Source organism: Streptomyces sp. NPDC051976, assembly GCF_040680795.1.
Classification (GTDB): domain Bacteria; phylum Actinomycetota; class Actinomycetes; order Streptomycetales; family Streptomycetaceae; genus Actinacidiphila.
On the sequence record NZ_JBFAXL010000027.1, the window covers coordinates 104,407 to 126,661 of the forward strand.

Genomic DNA, 22,255 nt, shown 5'->3' on the forward strand with positions numbered 1-22,255 from the left:
GGCAACAGCGGCCGCGCACCCGAGGTGGACGGCTGCTGACGGCCTGTCCGGTCGGCGAGGTGGTGCAGCCCAGGTACCGGCGACTGCCCCTTGCGGCCAAGTGCGGGTGAATACAACCCGATCACTCAGCATCCAACATAACCGCGCGCACCCTCTATCCGGCAGTGTTATGTGCAATTACAGTGTTACTGCATCGCCAGCGTCGGCAGAGACCCTGTTCGACGCTGTTTTGCTGCGAAGTGCGCGGGTTCGGTTCGCCCGTGCGTGGTCGGCGGCCGTAGCGTACGGCCGCCTCTACGGGTTCGATCGGCCCGTTCGCCCGTCAATGATCCTGTCCGAGTGTCATCCGTGTTGGATTTTGATGTGCCCGGCCCACGGCCTACGGCTCACGGCCACCGGCACCGCGGCCGATGCTGACGCGTCGCCACGCCGCGGCCGCGGCCGCGGCCCACGCATCGCACCCTTCCTCCCACCCCATGCGCCCCCACGGAGCTGCTCCCATGCGCGTATCACGAAGAACCACTGTCCTGTCGAGGATCCTGCTGACGCTGGCCCTGGCCGCGCCCGGACTGGCCGTCGGCATCGGAGCGTCCGCCCTCGCGACAGCCGCTCCCGCCGCCGCGCTCGACAACGGCAACGCCCTGACTCCGCCGATGGGTTGGAACTCCTGGAACAGTCTCGGCACCGGCGTGACCGAGCAGCAGGTCAAGCAGACCATCGACTTCATGTCGGCCAACGGCCTGGTGCAGACCGGGTACGACACCGTCACCATCGACGACGGTTGGTCGCTGGGCCACCGCGACGGGCAGACCACCGACCTGGTGAAGACCGCCGACGGCGCGATGCAGCTCTACGACAGCAACGGCAACCCGGTGTCCGGCACCGACGGCTCCGGCAATGACCCCACCACCGGCCACCTCGTCCCCAACGCCGCCTACCCCGCGCAGAACGTCAACGGCCAGACGGTGAACGGCATCCAGTACCTGGCCTGGTACGCGCACAGCAAGGGCATGAAGTTCGGCATCTACGCCACCGACACCTACACCACCTGCCAGGGCCATCCCGGCAGTTTGGGCCACGAAACCACCGACGCCGCCGACTTCGTGGCCTGGGGCGTCGACTACGTCAAGTACGACGACTGCCCCTACGGTCCGCAGATCGTCGGCCCCGACGGCCACAACTACTACACCCAGGGCGAGGGCAAGGAGCTCACCCGGTCCATCTACGCCCGGGTCCAGACCTTCCAGAAGGCGCTCGACGCTGCCACAGCCGCCCAGGGCAGACCCAAAGTGACGCTCAGCGTCTCCGCCCAGCCCGCGCACACCGGCGTGCCGTACCTGCTCGACGCCAACGACCCGGCCCGCACCGATCCGAAGGTCGTGGCAGCGGGCACCCAGCAGTTCAGCGCCCCCGGGTACGCGCCCACCGGCGTCTGGTGCGGCCAGGTCGCCAACCTCTGCCGGATCGGCGGCGACCGCGACAGCGAGATCAACGGCGTCCTGTACAACGGACAGCTGCAGACGGCCCTGCAGTACGCGGGCAACGTGCGCCCGGGCAGCTGGAACGACATGGACATGATGTTCACCGGCTGGAAGGACCCCTACGGCGTCTACGGCGTGACCGACAACAACATCGGATCCAAGTCGTACACCGACGACGAGTCCCGCACCGAGATGTCGATCCTGTCGATGATGGCCGCCCCGCTCATCTCCGGCGCCGACCTGCGCAGTGCGGCCGACAGCGGGCACAGCTACAACGGCGTCACCTGGACCACCGGCATCGACAGCAGCAGCCTGGCGATCTACAAGAACGCCGACGTCATCAAGATCGACCAGGACGCCCTGGCCACGCCCGCCACTCTGGTCGGCAGCGCTCCCCACTCCCAGACCGCGCCCGTCGTGCTCAAGCGCCGCCTCGCGGGCGGCGACACCGCCGTACTGCTCGTCAACCAGGACCCGAACAACTACCAGACCGTCAGCACCAGCCTGAGCGCGCTCGGTCTGAACGGGCCCGGCTTCTCCTCCAAGGAGCTGTGGACCGGCTCCACCGGCAACATCACCGGCAACCTCAGTGCCGACCTCGCGCCGAGCGCCGTCGCCCTCTACCGCCTCACCCCGCTGCCGGCCACCATCCCGGCCACCGTCATCGGCGACGGCAGGTACCACTCCCTCAGTGCGGGCGGCACCGGCGGCCGGGCGCTGGAGGTCTCCGGCACCTGCAGCTCCCCGCTGGGCTCGTCCGCCGACATCAACACCTGGTGGACCGACCACACCTCCGAGCAGTGGACCTTCACCGCCAACCCCGACGGCACCGTCCGCATCAGCGACAACTGCGACACCGGCACGCAGGTCCACTCCGTCCTGGCCGCCGGCACCGGCGCGGGCAACACCGCCTACCTCCTCAAGTCTTCACCCGGCAACCCCTGGCAGGAGTGGCGGGTCATGCAGAGCACCACCACCGGCGCGCTGACCCTCACGAACGTCGGCAACGGCATGACCCTGGACACCACCGGCACCACCGCCGGCTCGAGCGTGGTCACCAACAACGCGAACGGCGCGGCCCCCGGCCAGTCCTGGACCCTGCTCTCCTGACACGCATCGCAGGACGACATCCCACGACCACGACCACGGCACCGCGAGCCGCCGCCGTAGCCCGGAACGTAGGGCTGCGGCGGCGGTGTCGGCACATCTCGTGGTCGGCGGCGGCCAGGGCCCGGGCCTCGGTGTGGCGGCTCAGGCCGCGTGTGTCAGGTGGATGCGGTGACGGCACGGCCGTAACCCGGCTTGTCGGAGTGGTCGATGCCGTGTGCGGCCCAGCTGTAGAGGTGCAGTTGGAGGCCGTCGGGGTCGGTGAAGACCAGCAGCCAGCCGACGGAGGCCTCGATCACGGGGGAGTGGTCGATGGCGAGTTCGTCGAGGTGGGCGGCCCAGTCCTGGATCTCGGCCTGTCCGGTGACGGCGAAGCTGACCGGGTCGAAGTCGGCGCAGCCCTGGGCGGCGGCAGGGTTGACCCGCAGGGCCAGCAGGGTCTCGCCCAGGCCGGGGACACGGCCGGCCACTCCGCGGACGACGCCGTCGGAGTCCGGGAACTCCATCTCCACGGTGAGGCCGAAGACCTTGGAGTAGAAGGCGAGGGAGCGGTCGAGGTCGGTGACCGGGATCTTCACGTGGTGGATGCCTGCCAGCGGTGGTCCGGGCATGTCTGCCTCCCATTTTAGCCGCAGTGACACTGCGGCGAATAATGTTAGGATGCTCTCCATGGCAGACAGCGTCAAGCGCGCGTACCACTCCACCCACCGCGCAGCGGCCGCTGCCGCACGGCGGGCGCGCATCAGGCAGGCGGCAGCCCGCCTGTTCGTGGAGCAGGGGTACGCGGCCACCTCGATGCGGCAGGTCGCGGCCGCGGCCGAGGTCGGGGAGCGCACCCTCTACGACGCGTTCCCCTCGAAGGCGGCACTGTTCTCCCACGCCCTGGACGTGGCCGTCGTCGGCGACGAGGAACCGGTCGCGGTCGCGGCCCGGCCCGAGATCACGGCCGCCCGGGAGGAGAGCGACCCCCAGGCCGCGCTCGCCCAGCACATCGCCTACACCGTCGCCCTGCTGGACCGCGCCGCAGACCTCATCATGGTCAGCGTCGAGGCTGCGGGCACCGACGCCGACATGCGCGCGGCCGCGGACGCCGGTTCCGCCGCCACGCACCGCGTCCACCTCGCCCTGACCGAAAGCCTGCACGCCCGCGGCGCGCTCCACCCCGGCCTCACCCCCGAAGCAGCCGCCGACCTGCTGTACGCGCTGCTCTCACCCCACGTGCACCAACTCCTGCGCCGCCACCGCAGCTGGAGCAGCGAGCGCTACCGCACCTGGCTGGAACTCTCCCTCACCCACCAACTCCTGGACCAGCCGCACCCCTGACTCCGGGACCACTCGCACCTGGCCGACCCTCCACGCCGTGGGAGCAGGCCGGCGCAAGGCCGATCGACACGGGGCGGTCGGGTCCCGTCCCCGTCTACCGCGCAGCCCTGCCTGCCGGGCGTGGGAGGGTGTCGGCGACGCGGGTGGGGTCGTTGAAGACGAGTTCGAGCATCATCGCGGCGGCGCCGTGCGAGGCGGCGGTGAAGCCCAGTTCGGACGGGACGACGGTGACCTGCGGGTCGGTGGGTACGAGTGCCCTGTCGGCGAAGCCGCGCTCCACGCCGGGGATGAAGTAGTCGGCGAACCGGGCGAAGTATCCCCCCAGCACGATGATCTGGGGGTTGAGCAGATCGCTGAGGATGTGCAGACCCTCGGCCAGTCCCGCGGCCACCCGGCCGAGCGCGTCCAGGGTGCGGGCGTCGCCCGCTTCGGCGCGCAGGTGCAGCTCGTCCAGGCGGTCTGCCAGTGGCCGGGTGGCGTCCCGTACGGGGTCGTCCTCGTCCGCGGCGTGGGAGAGCAGTACGTGCATGCCGACTTCGTTCTCCCAGCAGCCGTGGCGTCCGCAGACGCACGGTGTGCCGGGCCGGCCGAGCGGGGCGTGGCCGATCTCGCCCGCGCATCCGGTGTAACCGCGGACGAGGGTGCCGTTGGTGATGATCCCTCCGCCCACGCCGCGCTCGCCGGTGATGAGGACCAGGTCGTGCACGCCGTGCCGTGCGTAGCGGGTGAATTCGGCGATGGCGGCGACCCGGGCGTCGTTCTCCACGGCGATCTCCGGGAAGGAGGGGCCGAGTCTGTCGCGCAGGGACTGCGCGACGGCAACGTCGCGCCAGCCGAGATTCGCGGCGAACCGTACGATGCCCGGCTCGACGTCCACCGTTCCCGGCGTGCCCACACCGACGCCGACCACGCGCCCGCCGCGCGTCGCCGCCGCGTCGTGTGCCTGGCGGATCAGCTGGGCGGCGACATCGAGGACCTGCTCCTGTCCGGCGGCGCGGACGTCGAGGGCCTGCGTGGTCCGCCACAGTTCCTCGCCGTCCAGGCCGACGACCACCGCCGTCACGTACGTGGTTCCGATCTCTACTCCCACGGCGCAGGCGCCGTCCGGCTTCAGGGCGACCTGCTGGCTGGGCCGCCCGATGCCGCCTTCCCGTGCGGCCTCGCCCTCACGTACCAGCCCCAGTGCGACCAGTTCGGCGGTAAGAGTGGAGACCGTGGCTTTGGGCAGTCCGGTGTCGGTGACGATGCGGCTGCGGGAGCGGGGGCCGCGGTCGCGCAGCAGGCGCAGGACCATGCCCAGGTTGGAACGGCGCGACGGCAGAGCCTGGCGGGCATGGAGATCCACTACGGCGGGAATCGCGCGGCTGACGACCACAACGCTCTCCTTCGTCCAGCGCTCATCGCGGGTGCGGAACCAGCGTGCGGCCCGGCCGGACGTGGACCCCGGCAGCCACCCGGAGCATCACATTCCACTTTTTGCCGACGGCCTGGTCCTCGCGCTTGACAATGCCCCCAAACCCGCCGTTAGCTTTAGTTCCGACTTTAGTCGAACTAAGTCTAGGCTGCTGAAGAGCCGGACGCCACCCCTGCCGCGGACACGCCGTCCGCTGCACCTTCGCACCCCTGCGACGCCTGGCGCGCCGCACCCGGGAGGTGTTCTCGCGATGTACACCCCGGCCCCCTGTGGCGCACCGCGCCGCCTGGCCCTGTACCTGCGCTGCTACCCGTACGACGCATGGGGCATGAGCGCACACGTCGGTGCCTTGCACTACTACGCCGACGGCATGGGCTGGTCGACCGCGCCGCTGATCTTCCTCGACAACGGCGAACCGTCGTCCGGCCCGCTGCCCGCCCTCGGGCGGCTGACCGCCCTGGTCGCCAGGGGCTGGATAGACACCGTCCTCGTTCCGGGCCTGTGGGTCTTCTCCCTCAGGGACCGGGAAGCCCACGAGCGGGCCGCCCGGCTCGAAGCCCTCGGCTGCGCCGTGCAGACCGTCCCCTCACCGAACCACCGCCCCGCAATCGCCGGCGTCACTGCCACCGATACCCCGCCCTGGCTGGCGCCCGCCGTCTGACCGGCATCAGCCCCACAGCCGCTGATGTGCCTCAACCCGGCTCCCGTGCACCCCGTCGGCTACCCGGGAAGGCCAAAGCCGCCCGAAGTTCTTCGGGCGGCGGCCTCGGGCTGCCCGCCCGCGCCCGCCGCGGCGCCGCCACCAGCGGCCGACCGGATGTTCGGGAGCGACATCCCACGCTCCGGCTACCAGCCGCTTCTGCGCAGTAGTGCGCGGAGAAGAGTCGTTTGAATCATGTGCGAACAAGAAAACGTCACGGGGAACCTGCGTGAAGGGTTGGCATCGATCCCATCGTCTGCCATAGTTCCGGCCGCTGGCTCCGTTGCGGTGGCTCATTTACTGCCACGTTGCCCCGAAGCACCGCTCAATCCCGGATTGATATCGATCACATCATGATCCTTCGCAGGTTCTGGGATCGGTCGTCAGCCGACAACCAAGAGGAGATTCCCGTGTCACCTGGCATGAACGTGAGAAGGAGACGGCGGGGGAGCCTGGCCATCGCGGTCGCGGCTGCCGTCCTGTCGGTGGCGGGCACCGCCCTGACGGCGGCACCGGGGGTATCCGCCGCGAGCCCCACCTACAGCGTCACCGTCGGCGCGAAGGGGACCTGGACGCACCCGGACGACACGCCCGCCAACCCGTACACCGACAAGGACGGCACCTTCTACTTCCAGGAGTCCCACTCCAACTACGGCGCCAGCGACGGCCGCTCGTGGAGCTTCTACACCGGCACCACCATGGACTCCGCCACAGCCGCCGGCGCGATCAACAGCGCGGGCACCAACGCCGACACCACCACGTTCTGCAACAACAGCCCGACCGGCGTCAACTCCACCAAGGCCCCCGCCGGTTCGGGCTACGCCCAACCCAACTACTGCGACCTGACCGGCACCTGGGTCGACCCGGACACCGGTGACTGGTACGGGCTGGTGCACAACGAGTTCACCCCGCAGCCCTTCGGTGACGGGCTGCACTACGACGCGATCGACTACGCGGTCTCCACCGACCAGGGCAAGACCTGGACGATCAAGGACCACGCGATCACATCCCCGTACAGCACCACCCGCGGGGACACGGCCGCGTTCCCCCAGCAGACCTACTACTACGGCGACGGTGACCCGCGGCTGTTCGTCGACACCGCCTCCGGCTACTTCTACGTCTATTACGGCTCACGCGTGATCGACAAGAACGGCGGCTGGAAGGCGTTCTACGAGCACGTCGCCCGCGCGCCGATGTCGGGCAAGATGGCGCCCGGTTCGTGGCAGAAGTGGTACGGCGGCGCCTGGACGCAGCCCGGCGTCGGCGGCAAGGAAAGCAACGTCGTCCCCGTCACGTCGGCCAACACCACCGGCTACACGCCCACGTCGAAGGAGTACAGCCCGGCGACCACCGGGACCACCGACCAGCAGGTCGCGGCCGGTACCGCCCCGCCCACCTCACCGCTGTTCGTCATGGATGTCACGTACAACGCCTACCTGGGCCTGTACATCGGTGAGCCGCAGGCCGTCGACCAGTCGGGGAACGCGCCGCAGCAGTACTACGCCACCGACAACCTGGCCACGCAGAAGTGGACGCTCATCGGTGACACCGGGAGCTATCACACCGCGTCCTGGTACCGCTGGTTCCTCGACAGCGCCAACAAGACCAACTCGACGATCGTCGGCAAGGACTTCCGTACGTACTGCTCCTTCGGCTGCTCCGGCGGCTCCTCTTCGGAGTACGTGAACGTCACCATCGGCTCGTCGGCGCCGGCCGCGGCACTGTTCGACCCGGCGAAGACGTACCAGATCGCGGGCGGCAACGGCCGTGTCCTGGCCCAGGTCTCCGGCAGTTCGGCGACCACCTCGCTGGCCGCGGCGTCCGGCACAGGTCTGGACGCGTGGACGTTCACCGCGAACGGCGACGGTTCCTACCGCGTCGCCAACGCCTCCACAGGCCAGCTGCTGGGTGTGGCCGCCACTGCCTCCGCCACCCGCGCCTGGGGCACCGCCCCCACCGTGACCGCGTCCGGAAGCGGCGGACCCACTGTCGGCCAGCAGTGGTTCGTCATCCCCGGCACCTCCACCAGCGGCACGGCGGACGGCACGTACAAGCTGGTCAACCGCTACAGCGGCCTGGTCATCGGCCTGTCCTCGGCCTCCGGTCGGCTCACCGAGACCACACCCACCCGCGCCTGGACCAACACCACCGGCAACAGCGTCGGCGGCACCCGTACCGCCGCGGAACAGACCCTGACCATCACCGCGGTCGGCACGTCGTCGGGCAACCTCAACGGCACGCACACGCTGGCCGTCTCGGGCAAGGCGCTCGACGACCCGGGGCACAGCACGACCGCGGGCACCCAGCTCATCACCTGGACCGCCAACGGCGGTACCAACCAGACCTGGACGTTCACCCAGCAGGCCGACGGCAGCTACCAGATCGCCAACGGTGAGTCGGGGCTGTGCGCGGATGTCTCCGGCGGTTCCACCACCGCGGGCGCCCAGATCATCCAGTGGACCTGCTCGGCGGCCGCCAACCAGCACTGGACGCTCACCAAGCTCTCCGACGGCACCTACACCGTCGCCTCCGCCAATTCCCACCTGCTGATGACTACCGCCTCCACCACCGACGGCGCCCTGGTCACCCAGCAGGCCGACACCGGGTCCGCCCTGCAGCACTGGACCCTCGGCTAGCTGCGGGGTCGCCGACCGGAACCCCACACCGGTCGGCGACCCCGGAGTACACGCACCCCACGGCGACACTCCAACAGATAGGACGATCCATGCTGAGGTCTCGAACGGTCCGGCTGTGCGCAGCCGCTCTCGGCGCGACAGGGCTCCTCGTGGCGGCATCCCAGTACGCGGGCGCGTCGGTCGGTGGCGGCAACGTCTCCATCGGGTGGTCGATCCCGAACGTCCCCTCCTCGGGCCTGACCAACATCACGTTCCCGATCACCGTCAACTCCGCCACCGCCCACCAGGACGGCATCTACTTCGCCCAGCAGTACGACTTCCAGCACAACGTCGGCGGCTACACGGGTCTGCAGCCGCGTGCCAACAGCGGCGGCAGCGAGCGGCTGCACGGCGTCTTCTCCGTCTTCGGCGACGGCGCCACGACCAGCGACCCGAACTGCCACTCGGGCGCGGACTCCGGCAGCGGTGTCAGCTGCGCCGTCGACTTCAACGGCGTCTACGGCCACCAGTACAACCTGCTGGTCGCCCGCACCGGCACCGACACCTGGACCGGTACGGCCAAGGACACCGTCACCGGTGTGTCCACCCACATCGGCACGTACACCGTGCCCAGCGGCAGCGGCAATCTGGCGGGGTCGCAGGGCGGCTTCGTCGAGTACTACCTGGGCGTCCCGAGCTGCGCGACCATGCCCCGCTCGGACGTCGTCTTCGGCGGCCCGACCACCACCGACGCCGGCGGACTGACCGGCACGTCGCAGGCCAACTACGAGTACAGCGACTGCGTCGGCCAGTCCAACTACCAGGCAACGCAGGTCGGCAACGGCACCCATGTGACCCGCGGATGGGTCGCCGGAGGCGGCGGCGGAACCGGGAAGGCGCTGGTGTCCAAGGCATCCGGGCGCTGCCTGGACGACCCCGCCTCCAGCACCACCAACGGCACGCAGACGATCATCTACGACTGCACCGGCGGAGCCAACCAGCAGTGGGCCACCGGCACTGGCAGCACGCTCACCACCGTGGGCGGCAAGTGCCTGGACGCCGCCGGAACCACCGCCGGCAGCAAGGTGGAGATCTGGGACTGCAACGGCGGCACCAACCAGCAGTGGACCCTGAACTCCGACGGCACCCTCCGCGGCACGCAGTCAGGGCTGTGCCTGGACGTCACCGGAGCCGCCACCGGCAACAACACCCCCGTCGAACTGTGGTCCTGCACCGGCGGCACCAACCAGCAGTGGACTCGTAGCTAACCCGGCGCGAACGGGTTGGTCCATCGCGCTCCCCAGCGATGGACCAACCCCGCCGGACCGCCCCCCGCACGCTCACAGCGGTGCCCTGCGCAGCGCCTACAACCTGCCTTGCGACCGCGGGCTCGGGTGCGACCGTCGCCCTCATCGACGCCTACGACGACCCCAGCGCGGAGTCCAGCCTCGGTGTGTACCGCAGTCAGTTCTGCTGCCCGGCGGCGGGAGCACCGGCGGGTGACAGCCGGTGTCCCCCGTACGGTGACCGCCCGCGTACCGCCGTGGGTCGAGGACCGGCCCCGCGGCTGCCGCCAGAGTTGACGGCAGGTTCCACCTTGTGTGCGACGTCCGGCGAGGGGGACCGCCTCTACGTTGTGGGCATCGGAACTTCGGCAACGCAGGGGGAAACCAGTGGACAGCGGGACAACGAACAGGGCAGCTGCGCAAGGCGGTTGGCGGGCGAGGGTGCGGACCGCGGTCGCGGTCGGCGCGGTCGTCGCGGCGGTCGGGCTGGCGCCGGCGGGGGCGCACGCCGCTACGAACACCGCGGCCGGGACCACCGCGAAGGCGGCCCCGCGGGCCGCGGCGGCCGGAAGGAACTACACGTACCTCGAATTCGACAAGGGCACGAGTCCGACCAACTCCCGCCTGAGGTTCATCTACGTGCAGAACACCAACCCGGACCACGTACGGTCCTGGGTGGTCGCGAGCTGGCGCGCGGGGTCGGGCGACGGCAGCAAGAACACCTGCTACAGGAACCACGGCTGGCTGCCCAACGGCACGTACAACATCCTGCACTACTACGCCCACCACAACGGCGGCGCGCACGGTGTCAACGGTATCTCGTGGCAGATCAGCGACCACAAGTGCTGGAACGGAACACCGCGCACCGAACTGTTCGTCCACAGCAAGATGCTGCCCAGCGGCCAGCAGGGCAGCGGTCCCTACCGGTGGACTGGCAGCTATGTCTCCAACGGCTGCGTCAAGCTCAGCCCGACGGACATCCGCTCGCTGCAGAGCCTGTGGAACAGCAGCTATCCGCGTCCCACCCAGCTCTACGTGCGCTGACCGCCGTCGGCTGACGGCCGGCCGCCACCGGGGCGCTGACCGTCAGCCACTGACCGGGGGATGAGGGGGTAGGGCCTGCCGCTCGTGGAGGGCGGCAGGCCCCCAGGGGTCCGGGGCGCCGCGCGGGAGGTGCCCCGGCCCCCCTGGGGCCTGCACGGCAGCCGGTCCGCGGAGCGACCGGGTCGGCACCCGGTCTCCAACCAGCGTGGTACGCCGACCCCCAACCCTCAGGCGGACGCGCGTCGCACCGGGATGGTTCTAAGGTGCCGTCCATGCCCCGCATCTTCCGCCGCGCCCGGGCGACGGCGGCCGGAACCGCGAGCGATGCCGGATCCGGCGTCCGCGAGCATTCGCCCGTGGACGCCCGCCCGCTCGCCGACCCCGCACACGCACCCGCACCCGTACCGGCAGACCTGACCGTCCCCGCGGCGCGGTCCGCGGCTGCGGCCAGCACCGGGCAGTGGGCCGTGGACGTCACCATCGCCGTCGGCGAGACCTTGGTGAGCCTGCAGTTGGGGCTGAACAATCCGCCGGAGCAGTGGCAGCACTTGGACGCCCTGGGCATCGTGCTGACCTGCGTGATCAACATGATGACCATGATCCGCCGCACGTACCCACTCACCGTGATGCTGCTGTGCACGGCGCTGTGGGGCTGGTACGTGGAGCTGGGCTACTGGCCGGTGGTCAACTCGCTGGCGCCGATGCTGATGTGCTACACCATCGCCTCGCTGCGGCCACCGCGGTGGGCGGGGACCGCGGCCGGGCTGCTCAGCGGGGTGTGGGTCTACGCGACGGTCCGCGGCCACGCCGGCGGGGTGGTCACGGCGCTGGCCCAGGGGGTGGTGTTCTCCGGGGTGCTGTGGCGGTTCGGCGACCAGGCGCGCAAGCTGGCCGCGAGCAACATCGCGCTGGCCAGCACCGCGGAGGCGCTACGGCTGGACCAGGAGGCGCGGGCCCGGGAGGCGGTGGCCCTCGAACGGGCCCGAATCGCCCGGGAGTTGCACGACGTGGTGGCCCACCACCTGTCGGTGGTCTCGGTGCAAGCCGGGCTGGCCCGCTACGTGCTGGCCTCGGACCAGGGGACGGCGGCCCGCGCGCTGGACACCGTGATGGATAGCACCAGTGAAGCGCTGGAGGAACTGCGCCGGATACTGGCGCTGTTCCGGCCCGCGTCGTCCGAGCCGTATTCCCCTTCGGCGGGGCTGCGCGAACTGCCCGCGCTGACCGAGCGCATCCGGTCCTCGGGGGTCGACTTGGAGGTACGCACCACAGGCTCCCCGTACCCGTTGACGCCCGGCGCGGACCTGTGCGCGTACCGGGTGGTGCAGGAGAGCCTGACCAACATCCTCAAGCACGCCCCCGGTTCGCGGGCCCTGGTCGCCGTCGAGTACGCCAGGGACCGGCTGGCGATACGGATCAGCAACGACACCTCAGCGCCGGTCAAGGGGGCGGGCACCGGAAACGGACTGCTCGGGATGCGCGAGCGGACCCGGGTCTACGGCGGCAGCCTGGACGCGGGGCCGCGGCCCGGCGGTGGTTTCGTCGTGCTTCTCACCCTGCCGACCGCTGGCGGGTCCAGCCGTCCTCCTGGAGAATCTCCCGACAGCTGAAGCGTCAGGGGGACCGGGGGGACAGGGTGACGAGTGTTCTCGTCGTCGACGACCAAGTGCTGATCCGCGCCGGGCTCGCGGCGCTCATCGCGGCCGCGCCCGGCCTGACGGTGGTCGGCGAGGCGTCCGACGGCCGGGAGGCGGTCGCCCTGAGCGCCGAGCACCGCCCCGACGTGGTCCTGATGGACATCCGGATGCCCGACATGGACGGCGTCACCGCCACCGCGCACCTGCTCGGCCCGGAGTCCGCGCACCACCCGCGGGTACTGATCCTGACCACTTTCGACCTGGACGAGTACGTGTACGCGGCCCTCAGCGCCGGGGCCAGCGGCTTCTTACTCAAGGACACCCCGCCGCACCGCCTGATCGCCGCCCTCACCACGGTGGCCGAGGGCGACCACCTCCTGACCCCGAGCATCACCCGCCGCCTGATCGCCGCCTTCGCCTCCCGTTCCCCGGACCCCTCTCCGCCGGCCCCCGCCCTGGACTCCCTGACCGGCCGCGAGAACGAGGTCCTGCGCCTGGTCGCCCACGGCCTGGCCAACCTGGACATCGCCCAGCGCCTCCACGTCACCGAGGCCACCGTGAAGACCCACCTCAACCGCACGATGACCAAACTCGGCCTGAACAGCCGCGCCCAGGCAGTGGTCGTGGCCTACGAGTCCGGCCTGGTCGTCCCGGGCGACGGCGTGCTGTGACCCTCGGCGGGGGGATGGGGGACCCAGCTGCTGACCGGTCAGGACCGGACGATGGTTCTCGGCGCGGTCAGGACCGCGATTCGACGAGCTCTACCAGCGGGCATGCTTCATCTGTGATGTGCCGAGCTACTGGGCGGTGGGCCCCACGCAGTATGAGGGGTTGACGGTCCAACTCGTGGCGTCTGTCTGGACGGCAGACGAGCACACCATCCGAACATTCTGGTACATGTACCACACCAGGTGACTACCGGAGAAACCGCGGAACCAATATCTGTCAACGTTGAAGGTGTACTGTGCGCCGGTGCCGGACGGGGCGTCGCATGAGCTGAAGTAGGGAGACGCGTAGTCGTGGCAGTGCGTCGTGGTTCCGGTGGCGGCTTGAGCGGTTCCACTGCCAGCCGCCACACTTCCCAGTGCGAGGGCGGTAGTTGCGAGAGTCGCGGCTACGGCGCGGGCGGTTCGAGATCGCATCGTGTCTCCTTCGGTCATGGTGTTCACGCTATTTCGAGCGGCCTACCTCGCGGTATCCGTAATCACACGTAGACATGCACGGGGGCGCCACGTGTCAGGTGCGATTCCTTTGAACCGTTCGGCTCAAAGGGAAGCTCCATTCTCCGAGGGGTTGGTACGTGTGTTGGTGTGTCCGCTTGGCCTTGCGGTCGGGTGAGGTGTGCTGACCGCGGGTTGGCCGCTGACCCCGAGGCGCTCGCTCCCCGCGCCAGTCCAAGGACGATGGCCGGGGCGGGGTTCCTCAGACGGCTCCCAGGTTGTCCATGGCTGTGACCAGGCCCGACCGTGAGGTGACATGGAGCTTGCGGAAGATGCGGGTCAGGTGGCCTTCGACTGTCTTGACGGAGATGAAGAGGTCGGCGGCGACGGCGCGGTTGCTCCGGCCACGGGCGACAAGCTCGGCGATGCGGCTTTCCTGTTCGGACAGTGCGGGGTGGTCGGGGGCGTGGTGGCTGGAGCGGGGACGATGTCCGCCGATCCGCCGATGGGCGTTGACGGCGAGAAGGGCGAGGTGGGTGGCACCACATGCGTCGGCGAGCTGTTTTGCCCGGCCCACGGCGAGTCCGGCCTCGTCGAGTCGGTGGGTGTCGGCGAGGCTGTGGCCGAGGAGCAGTCGCGCTCGGGCCTCGACGGGGACGAGCCCGCCGGAGGCGAACAAGTCGGCTGCGGAGAGATAGAGTTCGGCGGCGGCATCGCGGTCGTCGGCCTGTACGGAGGCCTGGGCGAGTGCGGCGTATCCGCGCTGGCCCGGCAGATCCACAGCGTTGGCCGACTCGACGGCACGCGCGGCCCACTCACGCGCCGTGGCGTGGTTGCCCCGGGCTGTCTCGGCCCGGGCGGCGGTGCAGCACCACATCGCCCGTAGGCAGTGTGCGGTGACGGGACGGTCGGCTCCGGTGAGGGCGCGCAAGAGGTCCAGGCAGTCGTCGAGGCGGCCCTGCTCCAGGAGCAGCGCGGCCAGCGTGCCGGCGGATGCCTCCCAGAACCTTCCGCGTCGGTCGAGGGCAGGCAGAACGTGCGCGACGGTTCCGGCCGCCGAGGCGGGGCCTGTCTGCAGGGTGGTCGCTGCGGCTCCCAGGGTCAATGCGAAGGCGACGAGATTCGGCAGGGCGAGCTGATGCGCCGTCCCTTCCGCGCTTTTGGCCGCAGCGGCGCTGCCCATGAGGTCACCAGTGGCCTGCTGTGTGTACGACTGGCACAGCAGCAGATAGGGCGCCAGATGGGTCTGCCCGGTCCGCCGGGCGACGGCGACGGCGCGGGTGGTGTGGCGCAGGGCGTCGTGGTGGCGCTCGGTCAGAGTTTCGGCCCAGCCGAGCTGGGTGGCCTCGTCCAGGTAAGTGGCCAGTTCCTCGTCGTTCATGGACTCGAACCAGGCTGCCGTTTCGGCCGCGTACGTTCGGGAGGGCTCCCGGCGCCCGCTGTACGCGGCGCCCAGGGCGCTGGCGGCGGCGACGGCGGTGCGGGTCTTGCGGTCGGATGCCGTGGAGGTGCGGGCGCGGAGCGTGTTGAGGAGATGTACGGCTTCCTCGTACCTTCCCTGCGTGGTCCGCACGAGGGCGAGTTGCAGTCGCAGCGGGTCTGCGCGGGGGGCGCCGTGTGGCCAGCGGGCGAGTTCTGTCTCGAGAGCGGTGCTGGTCGGCCTCGGGGTGAGGATGCGTTCGACCCTTGACCCGAGCGCGATCAACGGGACGCGCTTGTCGGGATTGTCGGGGGGTACCAGGTTCAGGGCCTGCTCCACGGTGTCGCGACAGCCGGCGAGGTCGCCCGTCATCGCGAGGGCTTCGGCCAGGCCCTGCAGCATGCCGCGTCTGGGTGAGGCCGCCTCCCTGGAGCGGTCGGTGGCCGACAGGCGCAGCGCGGAGCGCAACCAGGTGGCCGCGGTGGCGGGGCAGGTGTGGAGGACTGACGCAGCCGCCTCGGCCAGGTCCGCGATGGCGTCGGCGTTCCCTGGGCGTGCCGAGCGCGCGATATGGGGGGCGCGTTCCACCACGTCGGCTCCACTGGCGCGCAGGGCCAGGTCGGCGCGGCTGTTGGCGGCCAGGGTCCAACCCGGCGGGGTGTGCGCGGACACTGCTTCGCGCAGGACGGGGTGCCGTGACTGCAGCAGCCGTTGCACGTCGGACGGCGGTCCCGTCGGGTGGGCGGTCCGGACGAGGTCGAGCGCGGCTAATCGATCCAGGGCGTCCAGGGCTCGCTGGTCGGGGAGGTCGGCGACCGCCGAGAGGAGGAGCGGGTCGAAGGGGTCGCCGAGTACGCAGGCGGCGCGCAGGACCGCGAGTTCGTCGCCGGAAAGCATGGCCGTTTCCCGGATCACGGCCGCGCGTACGGTCTCCGGGAGGCCCGCGGCACCGCTCCTGGCCAGTTCGCTGAGTAGGCCCAGGTAGAACGGATTGCCCTCGCCGGCCGCGCAGAGCCTGTTGCGGTCTTCCGTGTTGTGCTCGGGGCCCAGCAGGGTGGCGCAGGCTTCCCGGTCCAGTGGCGCGAGCTGGAGGCGGGCGACGCGGTAGTGAGGTGCCGGGTGCTGGAGCGAGGCAAGGAGTCTGCCTGGGGACTGCCGCGGCCGGTGACTGCAGGCCAGGATCAACGGTGTGCCGAGCGGCCGCCGCAGGAGGCCGTGCAGCAGTTCCAGCGTGGCCTCTCCGGCCCAGTGCAGATCGTCCAGGCACAACAGGACCCCGCGGCCACCGGTGGCATCGGCGAGGAGTTGGACGACATCCTGGTGGGCCCGGTGACGCGTGGGGTGTCCCTGTCCCTGCCTGTGCGGAGCGGGCTGGAGCACATCCAGTAAGAGGAGGCGTTGGCGTTCGAATGCCGAGCAGCGGTCGGACAGGACGGTCAGCCCTTGGGCTCGGGCGAGCATTTCGAGTTCGCCGAGCAGCCTGGACTTGCCCAGGCCAGGGTCGCCGGTGATCTCCACGACCGTGGAGGCTCCGTCGGAGCATGCGGCGACTGCCGATCGCAGGACCGCCATCTCCCTTTCCCTGCAGATGGTCGGTGGGTAGGGCCCGGTCATACCTCTGCTCCCGTCCTGCGTACTGCGGCGCCGTGGGGAGCGATCATCACCCGCGCTCTGCACGGGTCGCCTCCGTCGGATTACGCAGGACCCCTACGCAACTCCTGACGGATGCGGCAAAAAACGAGGGTCGGCCCCTCAAGCTCGGCACCCCCTCTGCTGCCAGATTGGCCGTCGAGGTCGCTGTCGAGCGGCGGATCGTCGGGATGGGGCTGTGGCATGCATGACTTTCGCTTGCAGTGGGTGGTGGAGGCGGTCCTCGCCGAGCATGGCCTGGAGGGCTGGACGTTCAGCGAGGACCAGGTCTGGTGCCGGGCGACGCCGGCCGGCGGCAGTCCGGTCGAGCGGATACAGGGATGGAAGCTCCACGTCTCCGCGACGCGCTCTTCCGCGCCGGAGGTGCTCCACCGGGTCGCCGACGTCCTGGTGCCGCGCGGTTGCGTCTTCAAATTCGCTCGGAGTCTCGGGACCGTCTCGGAGATGACCGGCGCGCGCTTCAGCCGGGCCCAGTGCGGAAAGATCATCACTGTCTACCCGTCCGACGACGGTGAGTTCCGGGAGCTCGCCGCGGCCCTCGACGAGGCCACCGCGGGTTTTCCCGGCCCCGCCATCCTGTCCGACCGGCCGCTGCGGCCCGGCAGCCTGGTGCACTACCGGTACGGGGCGTTCCGGGGCGTCCCGGTCCTCACGGACGACGGGGTGTTCGAGGTACGGGTCGCCGATCCGGACGGAACTCCGGTCGAGGACCCTCGCAAGCCGTGGTTCTGCCCGCCGTCCTGGGCGGAACTGCCGTACCCCAGCCCGCCGAAGGCGTCCACGGCGGTCAAGGGCGCCACGGGCCCGGCACTGCTCGCCGGCCGTTACGAGGTGCGAGAGGCGATCCGCCACTCCGCCCGCGGCGGCGTGTACCGGGCGCTCGACCACCGCACCGGCGCGGAGGTGATCGTCAAGCAGGCCCGCGCTCACGTGGCGGGGTACCTGAACGGCAAGGACTGCCGGGACGGCCTGCGTGGGGAGTGGGATGCGCTGACCGCGCTGGCCGGGATCACCGCCGAGCCGGTCGACCTGTTCGACCGGGAGGGCCACACCTTCCTTGTGGAGTCTCTCCTGCCCGGCCAGACGCTGGCCCGCTGGCTCGACGAGCGGATGGCGGACAGCGGGCCCACCGGCGCGCTGGACCCGGCCCTGGCGGTGGACGTGGCACGCAGGCTCGCCGAACTGCTGGCCGAGGTCCATGCGCGGGGGCTGGTGTTCCAGGACTTCACTCCGCTCAACATCATGGTGCTTCCGGGCGGAGAGCTGAAGCTGATCGACCCGGAGATGGCATGCGTCCCCGGTGAGTGGGGGGTCCGTGGCCACACGATCGGCTTCGCCGCACCGGAGGTCGTGCGCAATCCCGGCGAGGGCTGGGTGCCGCAGCAGACGGCCGACCTCTACTCACTGGGAACGGTGCTGTACTTCCTCGCTGTGGGGACCGCGCCCGCTTTCGGGAAGGACAGCCCGGAGCCACGGTCGGCGCACGGCCGGCTTGGCGGCGTACTCCGCGCGGCCGGCGTGCGCAACACGGTGGTGCGGATGCTGGCGCCGGCCGTGCTCGGGCTGACAGCCGACGATCCCGAACAGCGCTGGTCGCTCGACCGGCTCCGGGAGTTCCTCGCCGGGTGCACGGTAGCCGAGGCCACCGCCGTGGTGGCCGGCGGGAACGGCACGGCTGCGGCGGACCGGCTGTCCGAAGCCGACCGGCTGCGCTTCACCGACGATGGCCTCGCCCACCTCCTGGCGACCCTCGCCACCCCCGGCGACGACGGGCGCCGACTGTGGCCGAGCACCGACTTCGGCGACACCACCGACCCCTGCAACGTCCAGCACGGATCGGCGGGCGTCCTGGGCGTGCTCACCCTGGCGGACCGGTTCCTGCGGCGGGACGATCTGCGCGCGGCCGTCGCCCGGGTCGCGGACTGGACTGCTCAGCGACGCAACGCGGTCCCCCGGCTGCTGCCCGGCCTGTACTTCGGCCGCTCCGGCACCGCCTGGGCGCTGTACGACGCGGCCCGCCACCTCGGTGACGACGAGCTTGAGCAGCAGGCGGTCGAGCTGGGCCTGGCGGTGCCGGTGGAGTGGCCCAACCCGGACGTGTGTCACGGGGTCGCGGGGTCGGTGCTGGCCCAGCTCCACTTGTGGCGGAGCACCGGGCGCGCCGAGTTCCTCGATCGTGCGGTCAGGGGCGGCGACGCTCTGCTGGCGGCTGCGGAGTACAGCGATGGCCAGGTGTACTGGCCCGTTCCCGGCGCAATGGACTCGCTCCTGGCGGGTATCACCCACCTGGGGTTCGCCCACGGCGTCGCCGGGGTCGGATACGCGCTGCTGGCGACCGCGGGGGCCACGGGAGACAGCAGGTACCTGGAGGCCGCGGTGGCCGCCGGGGACACCCTGGCCGCCGAGGCCGAATCCGGGCCGTCGGGGGCGTACTGGCGCAGCGACCGCAGGGACGAGCGCGGCACGGGGATGCGTATCCACTGGTGCAGTGGCGCCTCCGGTGTGGGGACCTTTCTGCTGCGGCTGTGGCAGGCCACCGATGACACCGAGTACCTGCGCCTGACGGAGCAGGCCGCGCAGGCGGTCCGCCAGGCGAGGTGGTTCTCGGGGCTGGCGGCCTGCCATGGTCTGGCCGGCAACGGCGAGTTCCTGCTCGACGTCGCCGACGCCGTCGGCGGTCCTTACCGCGGATGGGCCGAGGAACTGGCCGTCTCGATGGTGCTGCGCCACGGCATCCACGGAGAACGGCTGGTGATGCCCGACGAGTCCTCGTACGGCACGGCAGCCGACTACAACACCGGCCTGAGCGGCGCGGTGGGCTTCCTGTTGCGACTGGGGCACGGCGGGGCGCGGCCCTGGATGGTCGACGGAGCCCCGGTGAAGGCAGTCGACGGCGTCGGGCGCTCGATGCAGCTGGCCGCGCCGTGACCAACTCCTGGCACGGAGACCTCGATGACAGCACGGTGACGTCGAGGATCGGTTTCCGGTTCTCCGCGGATGGCACACGGGCCGCCTGCCTGGCGACCACCGGGTCCGGCCTGCACCACGCCGAGAGCTGGAGCCTGGGGGAGCACGGGCCGGTCCTGGACTTCTCCGCCGAGCTGACGTGCGACCCGGCCTGCACCACGGTCCTCCCCCTGGACGGCGAACGGGTGTTGGTCTCCCGGCATGGCGTCACCGGCACCCAGGTGGTGGAGCTGCTCCACGGTGACGGACACCTCGGCGTCCTGGGCAGTGTGCGGGGTGTGCCGCTGGCCCTGCTGCCGGGACCGGTGGAGTGCGGCGGCCTTGCGCTGGCCTGGTCGGGCGGCGGAGCCGGTGAGGGGACGGCGGAGGGGGAGAGCACGGTGTACCGGGTGACCACCGGGACACCGTGGCTCCAGGAGTTGGTCCGGCTGCCGGGGCCGGTACGGGACGCGGTGTTCTGCGGCCCCCGGATCCTTTTCACCCTGGGACCGGCATCCGGCCCGGTGCGGGTTCTTTTCGATCCGCGCGACGGGACCACTGTCCGGATGCCGTTCCTCGACGGCCCTTCCCATGTGCTGGCCGCTAGTGAGCACCATGTCCTGCTCGCCCAGCGGTGCCCGGAAGGGCCGGTGCTCGCGCGGGCGGACCTCGCCGGGGAGAGCATTCGGCCACTCGATCAGGACACTCCCCTGCGGGGGGTCGCGTACCCTCTGGCGCTGGAGCCTTCAGGGACGTGTGTGGCCGTCCTGGAGACCGTCGGCGCGCGCTCGCTGCTCAGCTGCTGGAACACCGAGTCGGGGGAGGTGCACCGGATCGCGGTGCCGGAGGGCGAACTCCTCCCGGTCGCGGCCTGGACCACCGCAGGGCTGTGGCTCCCGCACTCCGGCCCCCGTAGACCGCGGACCATGGCCTGGCTGCCACCGGACTCGCGCGAACTCCGGCTCCCCGCCGTACCTGCCGGGCCGTGGTTGCCCGGCCGGGTGGAGTCCTTCCCCGGGGCGGACGGACCGGTCGAGGCCGTGGTCTACGGGCCGGACTGGCGCGGCTGCCCCCGGGTCGTGGTGACGCTGCACGGTGGCCCGAACAGCCACTGGACGCTCGGCTTCAACCCGCTGTTCCAGATCCTCGCCGCGGCCGGCATCGCCGTCGTGGCCCCCAACCAGCGCGGCAGCACCGGCTACGGGGCTGGGCACACGCTCGCCCTCGTCGGAGCCTGGGGCGTGCCCGACCTCGCCGACGTGTCGGCCGTCGGGGCGTATGTGCAGGCCAATCGTGCGGACGCACTGGAGCGCCCCGCCGTGTTCGGCATCAGCTACGGCGCCTACCTGGCGCTGCTGGCCGCCTCGACCGGACCGGACCTGTGGTCGACGTGCGTGGCCGTCGCCCCGTTCCTGTCCGGACCCCGGCTCCACACCGACGGCTTCGCGGCGGTACGCGGCATGGTGGAGCGCCTCGACGGGCTCACCGAGGCGACCGACGCCCTCGGGCCACGTGACGTGACCCGGTTCGCGGCCGACCTGCGAGCCCGGCTCCTGCTGGTCCATGGGGCCCGTGACGAGTCCACGCCGGTGGCCCATTCACGGTTGCTCGTACGGCAGTTGGCTGAAGCCGGCCGCCGTGAGGACACGGACTTCCACTATCTGGAACCTCCTGACCGCGGTCACACCGCTCTCGGGATCTCCGTCCAGGACCCGGTCGCCGCCGAGGTGGCCCGGTTCCTCACTGACGGCGAGCCGGCCGCCCACGGCGCTCGCCTGCCCGCCCATGAGAGGAGGTGATCATCCATGGAGCTCGACCCGGACGCTCTGCGGGAGCTCCCCGAGCAGGAGGAGCAGGCAGTCGGCGGCTGCGTGTTGAGCTGCTACAGGAGCTGGACATCGTGCCCGGCCACTTGCGGGCTGTCCGGCACGTGAGAGCCGCTGCCGCGCGTCGCGGCATCCTTCCCGTCCCGAAAGGAACATCACATGGAACTCGACCTCGACACACTCCAGGAGCTCACCGCGCAGGAGGAGGAGGCCGCCTCAGCGTGCGAGTGGAGCTGCGGCGTGAGCTGCCGCGTGACGGTGTGTCCGGCCACCTGCACGGTGTCCACCGTCTGACGGCCCTGTGCCCGTACGCCAGTACGTGAGAGGAGGTGATCATCCATGGAACTCGACCTTGACACCCTGCAGGAACTCCCCGCGCAGGAGGAACAGGCCGTCGGCGGCTGCACCAAGAGCTGCTGGCCGACAGTGTGCCCGGCCACGTGCACGATTACCGATCCGTGAGAACTGCGGACACCCGCTGATCGGCGGGCGGTAGGCACCCGATTGCCGGTCCGCGGGGTGCGCTCGCGCGGTGGGGGGGGGGGGCGGGCGGGGGCCCCCCCGCCCCGCCCCCCACCACGTGACAACGCGCCCCCGGCCCCCCCCCCCCCCCCCGAGCCGGGTAAAAGACCGAACCCGGGGGTTT

16 protein-coding genes are annotated in these 22,255 nt (G+C 70.8%); 13 read left to right on the forward strand and 3 right to left on the reverse strand.

The genetic code is table 11. The features are described 5' to 3' along the window. The first annotated feature begins 500 nt into the window (after nt 1-500). Nucleotides 501-2,591: an alpha-galactosidase gene (locus tag AB0M29_RS25365; protein WP_365386340.1), complete on the forward strand. Its 2,091-nt coding sequence runs from the start codon at nt 501-503 to the stop codon at nt 2,589-2,591. A gap of 155 nt (nt 2,592-2,746) precedes the next feature. Here the strand turns inward: AB0M29_RS25365 and AB0M29_RS25370 are convergent, their stop codons facing one another. Beyond that, nucleotides 2,747-3,199 (reverse strand): VOC family protein, encoded by a 453-nt coding sequence (locus tag AB0M29_RS25370; RefSeq protein ID WP_365386341.1) that lies wholly within the window; start codon nt 3,197-3,199, stop codon nt 2,747-2,749. A gap of 58 nt (nt 3,200-3,257) precedes the next feature. On the opposite strand from AB0M29_RS25370, the gene AB0M29_RS25375 reads away from it, so the two are divergent. Next, nucleotides 3,258-3,911 carry a helix-turn-helix domain-containing protein gene (locus tag AB0M29_RS25375; RefSeq protein WP_365386342.1) on the forward strand — a complete coding sequence of 218 codons (654 nt, stop codon included), beginning with the start codon at nt 3,258-3,260 and terminating at the stop codon, nt 3,909-3,911. A 94-nt stretch (nt 3,912-4,005) separates the two neighbouring features. On the opposite strand, the gene AB0M29_RS25380 is transcribed toward AB0M29_RS25375, so the two are convergent. Then, nucleotides 4,006-5,286, reverse strand: a complete 1,281-nt coding sequence (locus AB0M29_RS25380) for an ROK family protein (RefSeq protein ID WP_365386344.1) — start codon at nt 5,284-5,286, stop codon at nt 4,006-4,008. A 289-nt stretch (nt 5,287-5,575) separates the two neighbouring features. On the opposite strand from AB0M29_RS25380, the gene AB0M29_RS25385 reads away from it, so the two are divergent. From AB0M29_RS25385 to AB0M29_RS25410, 6 genes are all read left to right on the forward strand, one after another. Next, nucleotides 5,576-5,986: a hypothetical protein gene (locus AB0M29_RS25385; protein ID WP_365386346.1), complete on the forward strand. Its 411-nt coding sequence runs from the start codon at nt 5,576-5,578 to the stop codon at nt 5,984-5,986. A 449-nt stretch (nt 5,987-6,435) separates the two neighbouring features. Next, entirely contained in the window at nt 6,436-8,661 is a 2,226-nt protein-coding gene (locus AB0M29_RS25390) for an RICIN domain-containing protein (protein ID WP_365386349.1), read from the forward strand. A gap of 89 nt (nt 8,662-8,750) precedes the next feature. Beyond that, entirely contained in the window at nt 8,751-9,908 is a 1,158-nt protein-coding gene (locus tag AB0M29_RS25395) for an RICIN domain-containing protein (RefSeq protein ID WP_365386352.1), read from the forward strand. Nucleotides 9,909-10,367: 459 nt separating this feature from the next. Further along, nucleotides 10,368-10,970, forward strand: coding sequence for a hypothetical protein (locus AB0M29_RS25400; protein WP_365386354.1), 603 nt, complete (start codon nt 10,368-10,370; stop codon nt 10,968-10,970). Nucleotides 10,971-11,242: 272 nt separating this feature from the next. After that, a complete protein-coding gene (locus tag AB0M29_RS25405) occupies nt 11,243-12,580 on the forward strand; it encodes a sensor histidine kinase (RefSeq protein ID WP_365386357.1) in 1,338 nt (445 codons plus the stop codon). Between the two features lie 26 nt (nt 12,581-12,606). Then, a complete protein-coding gene (locus tag AB0M29_RS25410; protein WP_365386359.1) occupies nt 12,607-13,278 on the forward strand; it encodes a response regulator transcription factor in 672 nt (223 codons plus the stop codon). A gap of 751 nt (nt 13,279-14,029) precedes the next feature. Here the strand turns inward: AB0M29_RS25410 and AB0M29_RS25415 are convergent. Then, nucleotides 14,030-16,801, reverse strand: coding sequence for an AAA family ATPase (locus AB0M29_RS25415; protein ID WP_365386360.1), 2,772 nt, complete (start codon nt 16,799-16,801; stop codon nt 14,030-14,032). Nucleotides 16,802-17,020: 219 nt separating this feature from the next. On the opposite strand from AB0M29_RS25415, the gene lanL reads away from it, so the two are divergent. From lanL to AB0M29_RS25440, 5 genes are read left to right on the forward strand one after another with little or no spacing between them, the layout of a single operon-like run. Continuing rightward, entirely contained in the window at nt 17,021-19,765 is a 2,745-nt protein-coding gene (lanL, locus tag AB0M29_RS25420; protein ID WP_365386362.1) for a class IV lanthionine synthetase LanL, read from the forward strand. Further along, complete coding sequence (locus tag AB0M29_RS25425; protein WP_365386364.1) at nt 19,762-21,582, forward strand: alpha/beta fold hydrolase; 1,821 nt, start codon at nt 19,762-19,764, stop codon at nt 21,580-21,582. The genes lanL and AB0M29_RS25425 overlap by 4 nt, the downstream gene beginning before the upstream one ends. A 6-nt stretch (nt 21,583-21,588) precedes the next feature. Continuing rightward, on the forward strand, nt 21,589-21,717 hold the full coding sequence (locus AB0M29_RS25430) for an ALQxL family class IV lanthipeptide (protein WP_365386367.1): 129 nt from the start codon (nt 21,589-21,591) through the stop codon (nt 21,715-21,717). 51 nt (nt 21,718-21,768) lie between these two features. Next, nucleotides 21,769-21,903 (forward strand): ALQxL family class IV lanthipeptide, encoded by a 135-nt coding sequence (locus AB0M29_RS25435; RefSeq protein ID WP_365386369.1) that lies wholly within the window; start codon nt 21,769-21,771, stop codon nt 21,901-21,903. Between the two features lie 45 nt (nt 21,904-21,948). After that, nucleotides 21,949-22,071, forward strand: a complete 123-nt coding sequence (locus tag AB0M29_RS25440) for an ALQxL family class IV lanthipeptide (RefSeq protein ID WP_365386370.1) — start codon at nt 21,949-21,951, stop codon at nt 22,069-22,071. The last annotated feature ends 184 nt before the right edge of the window (nt 22,072-22,255 follow it).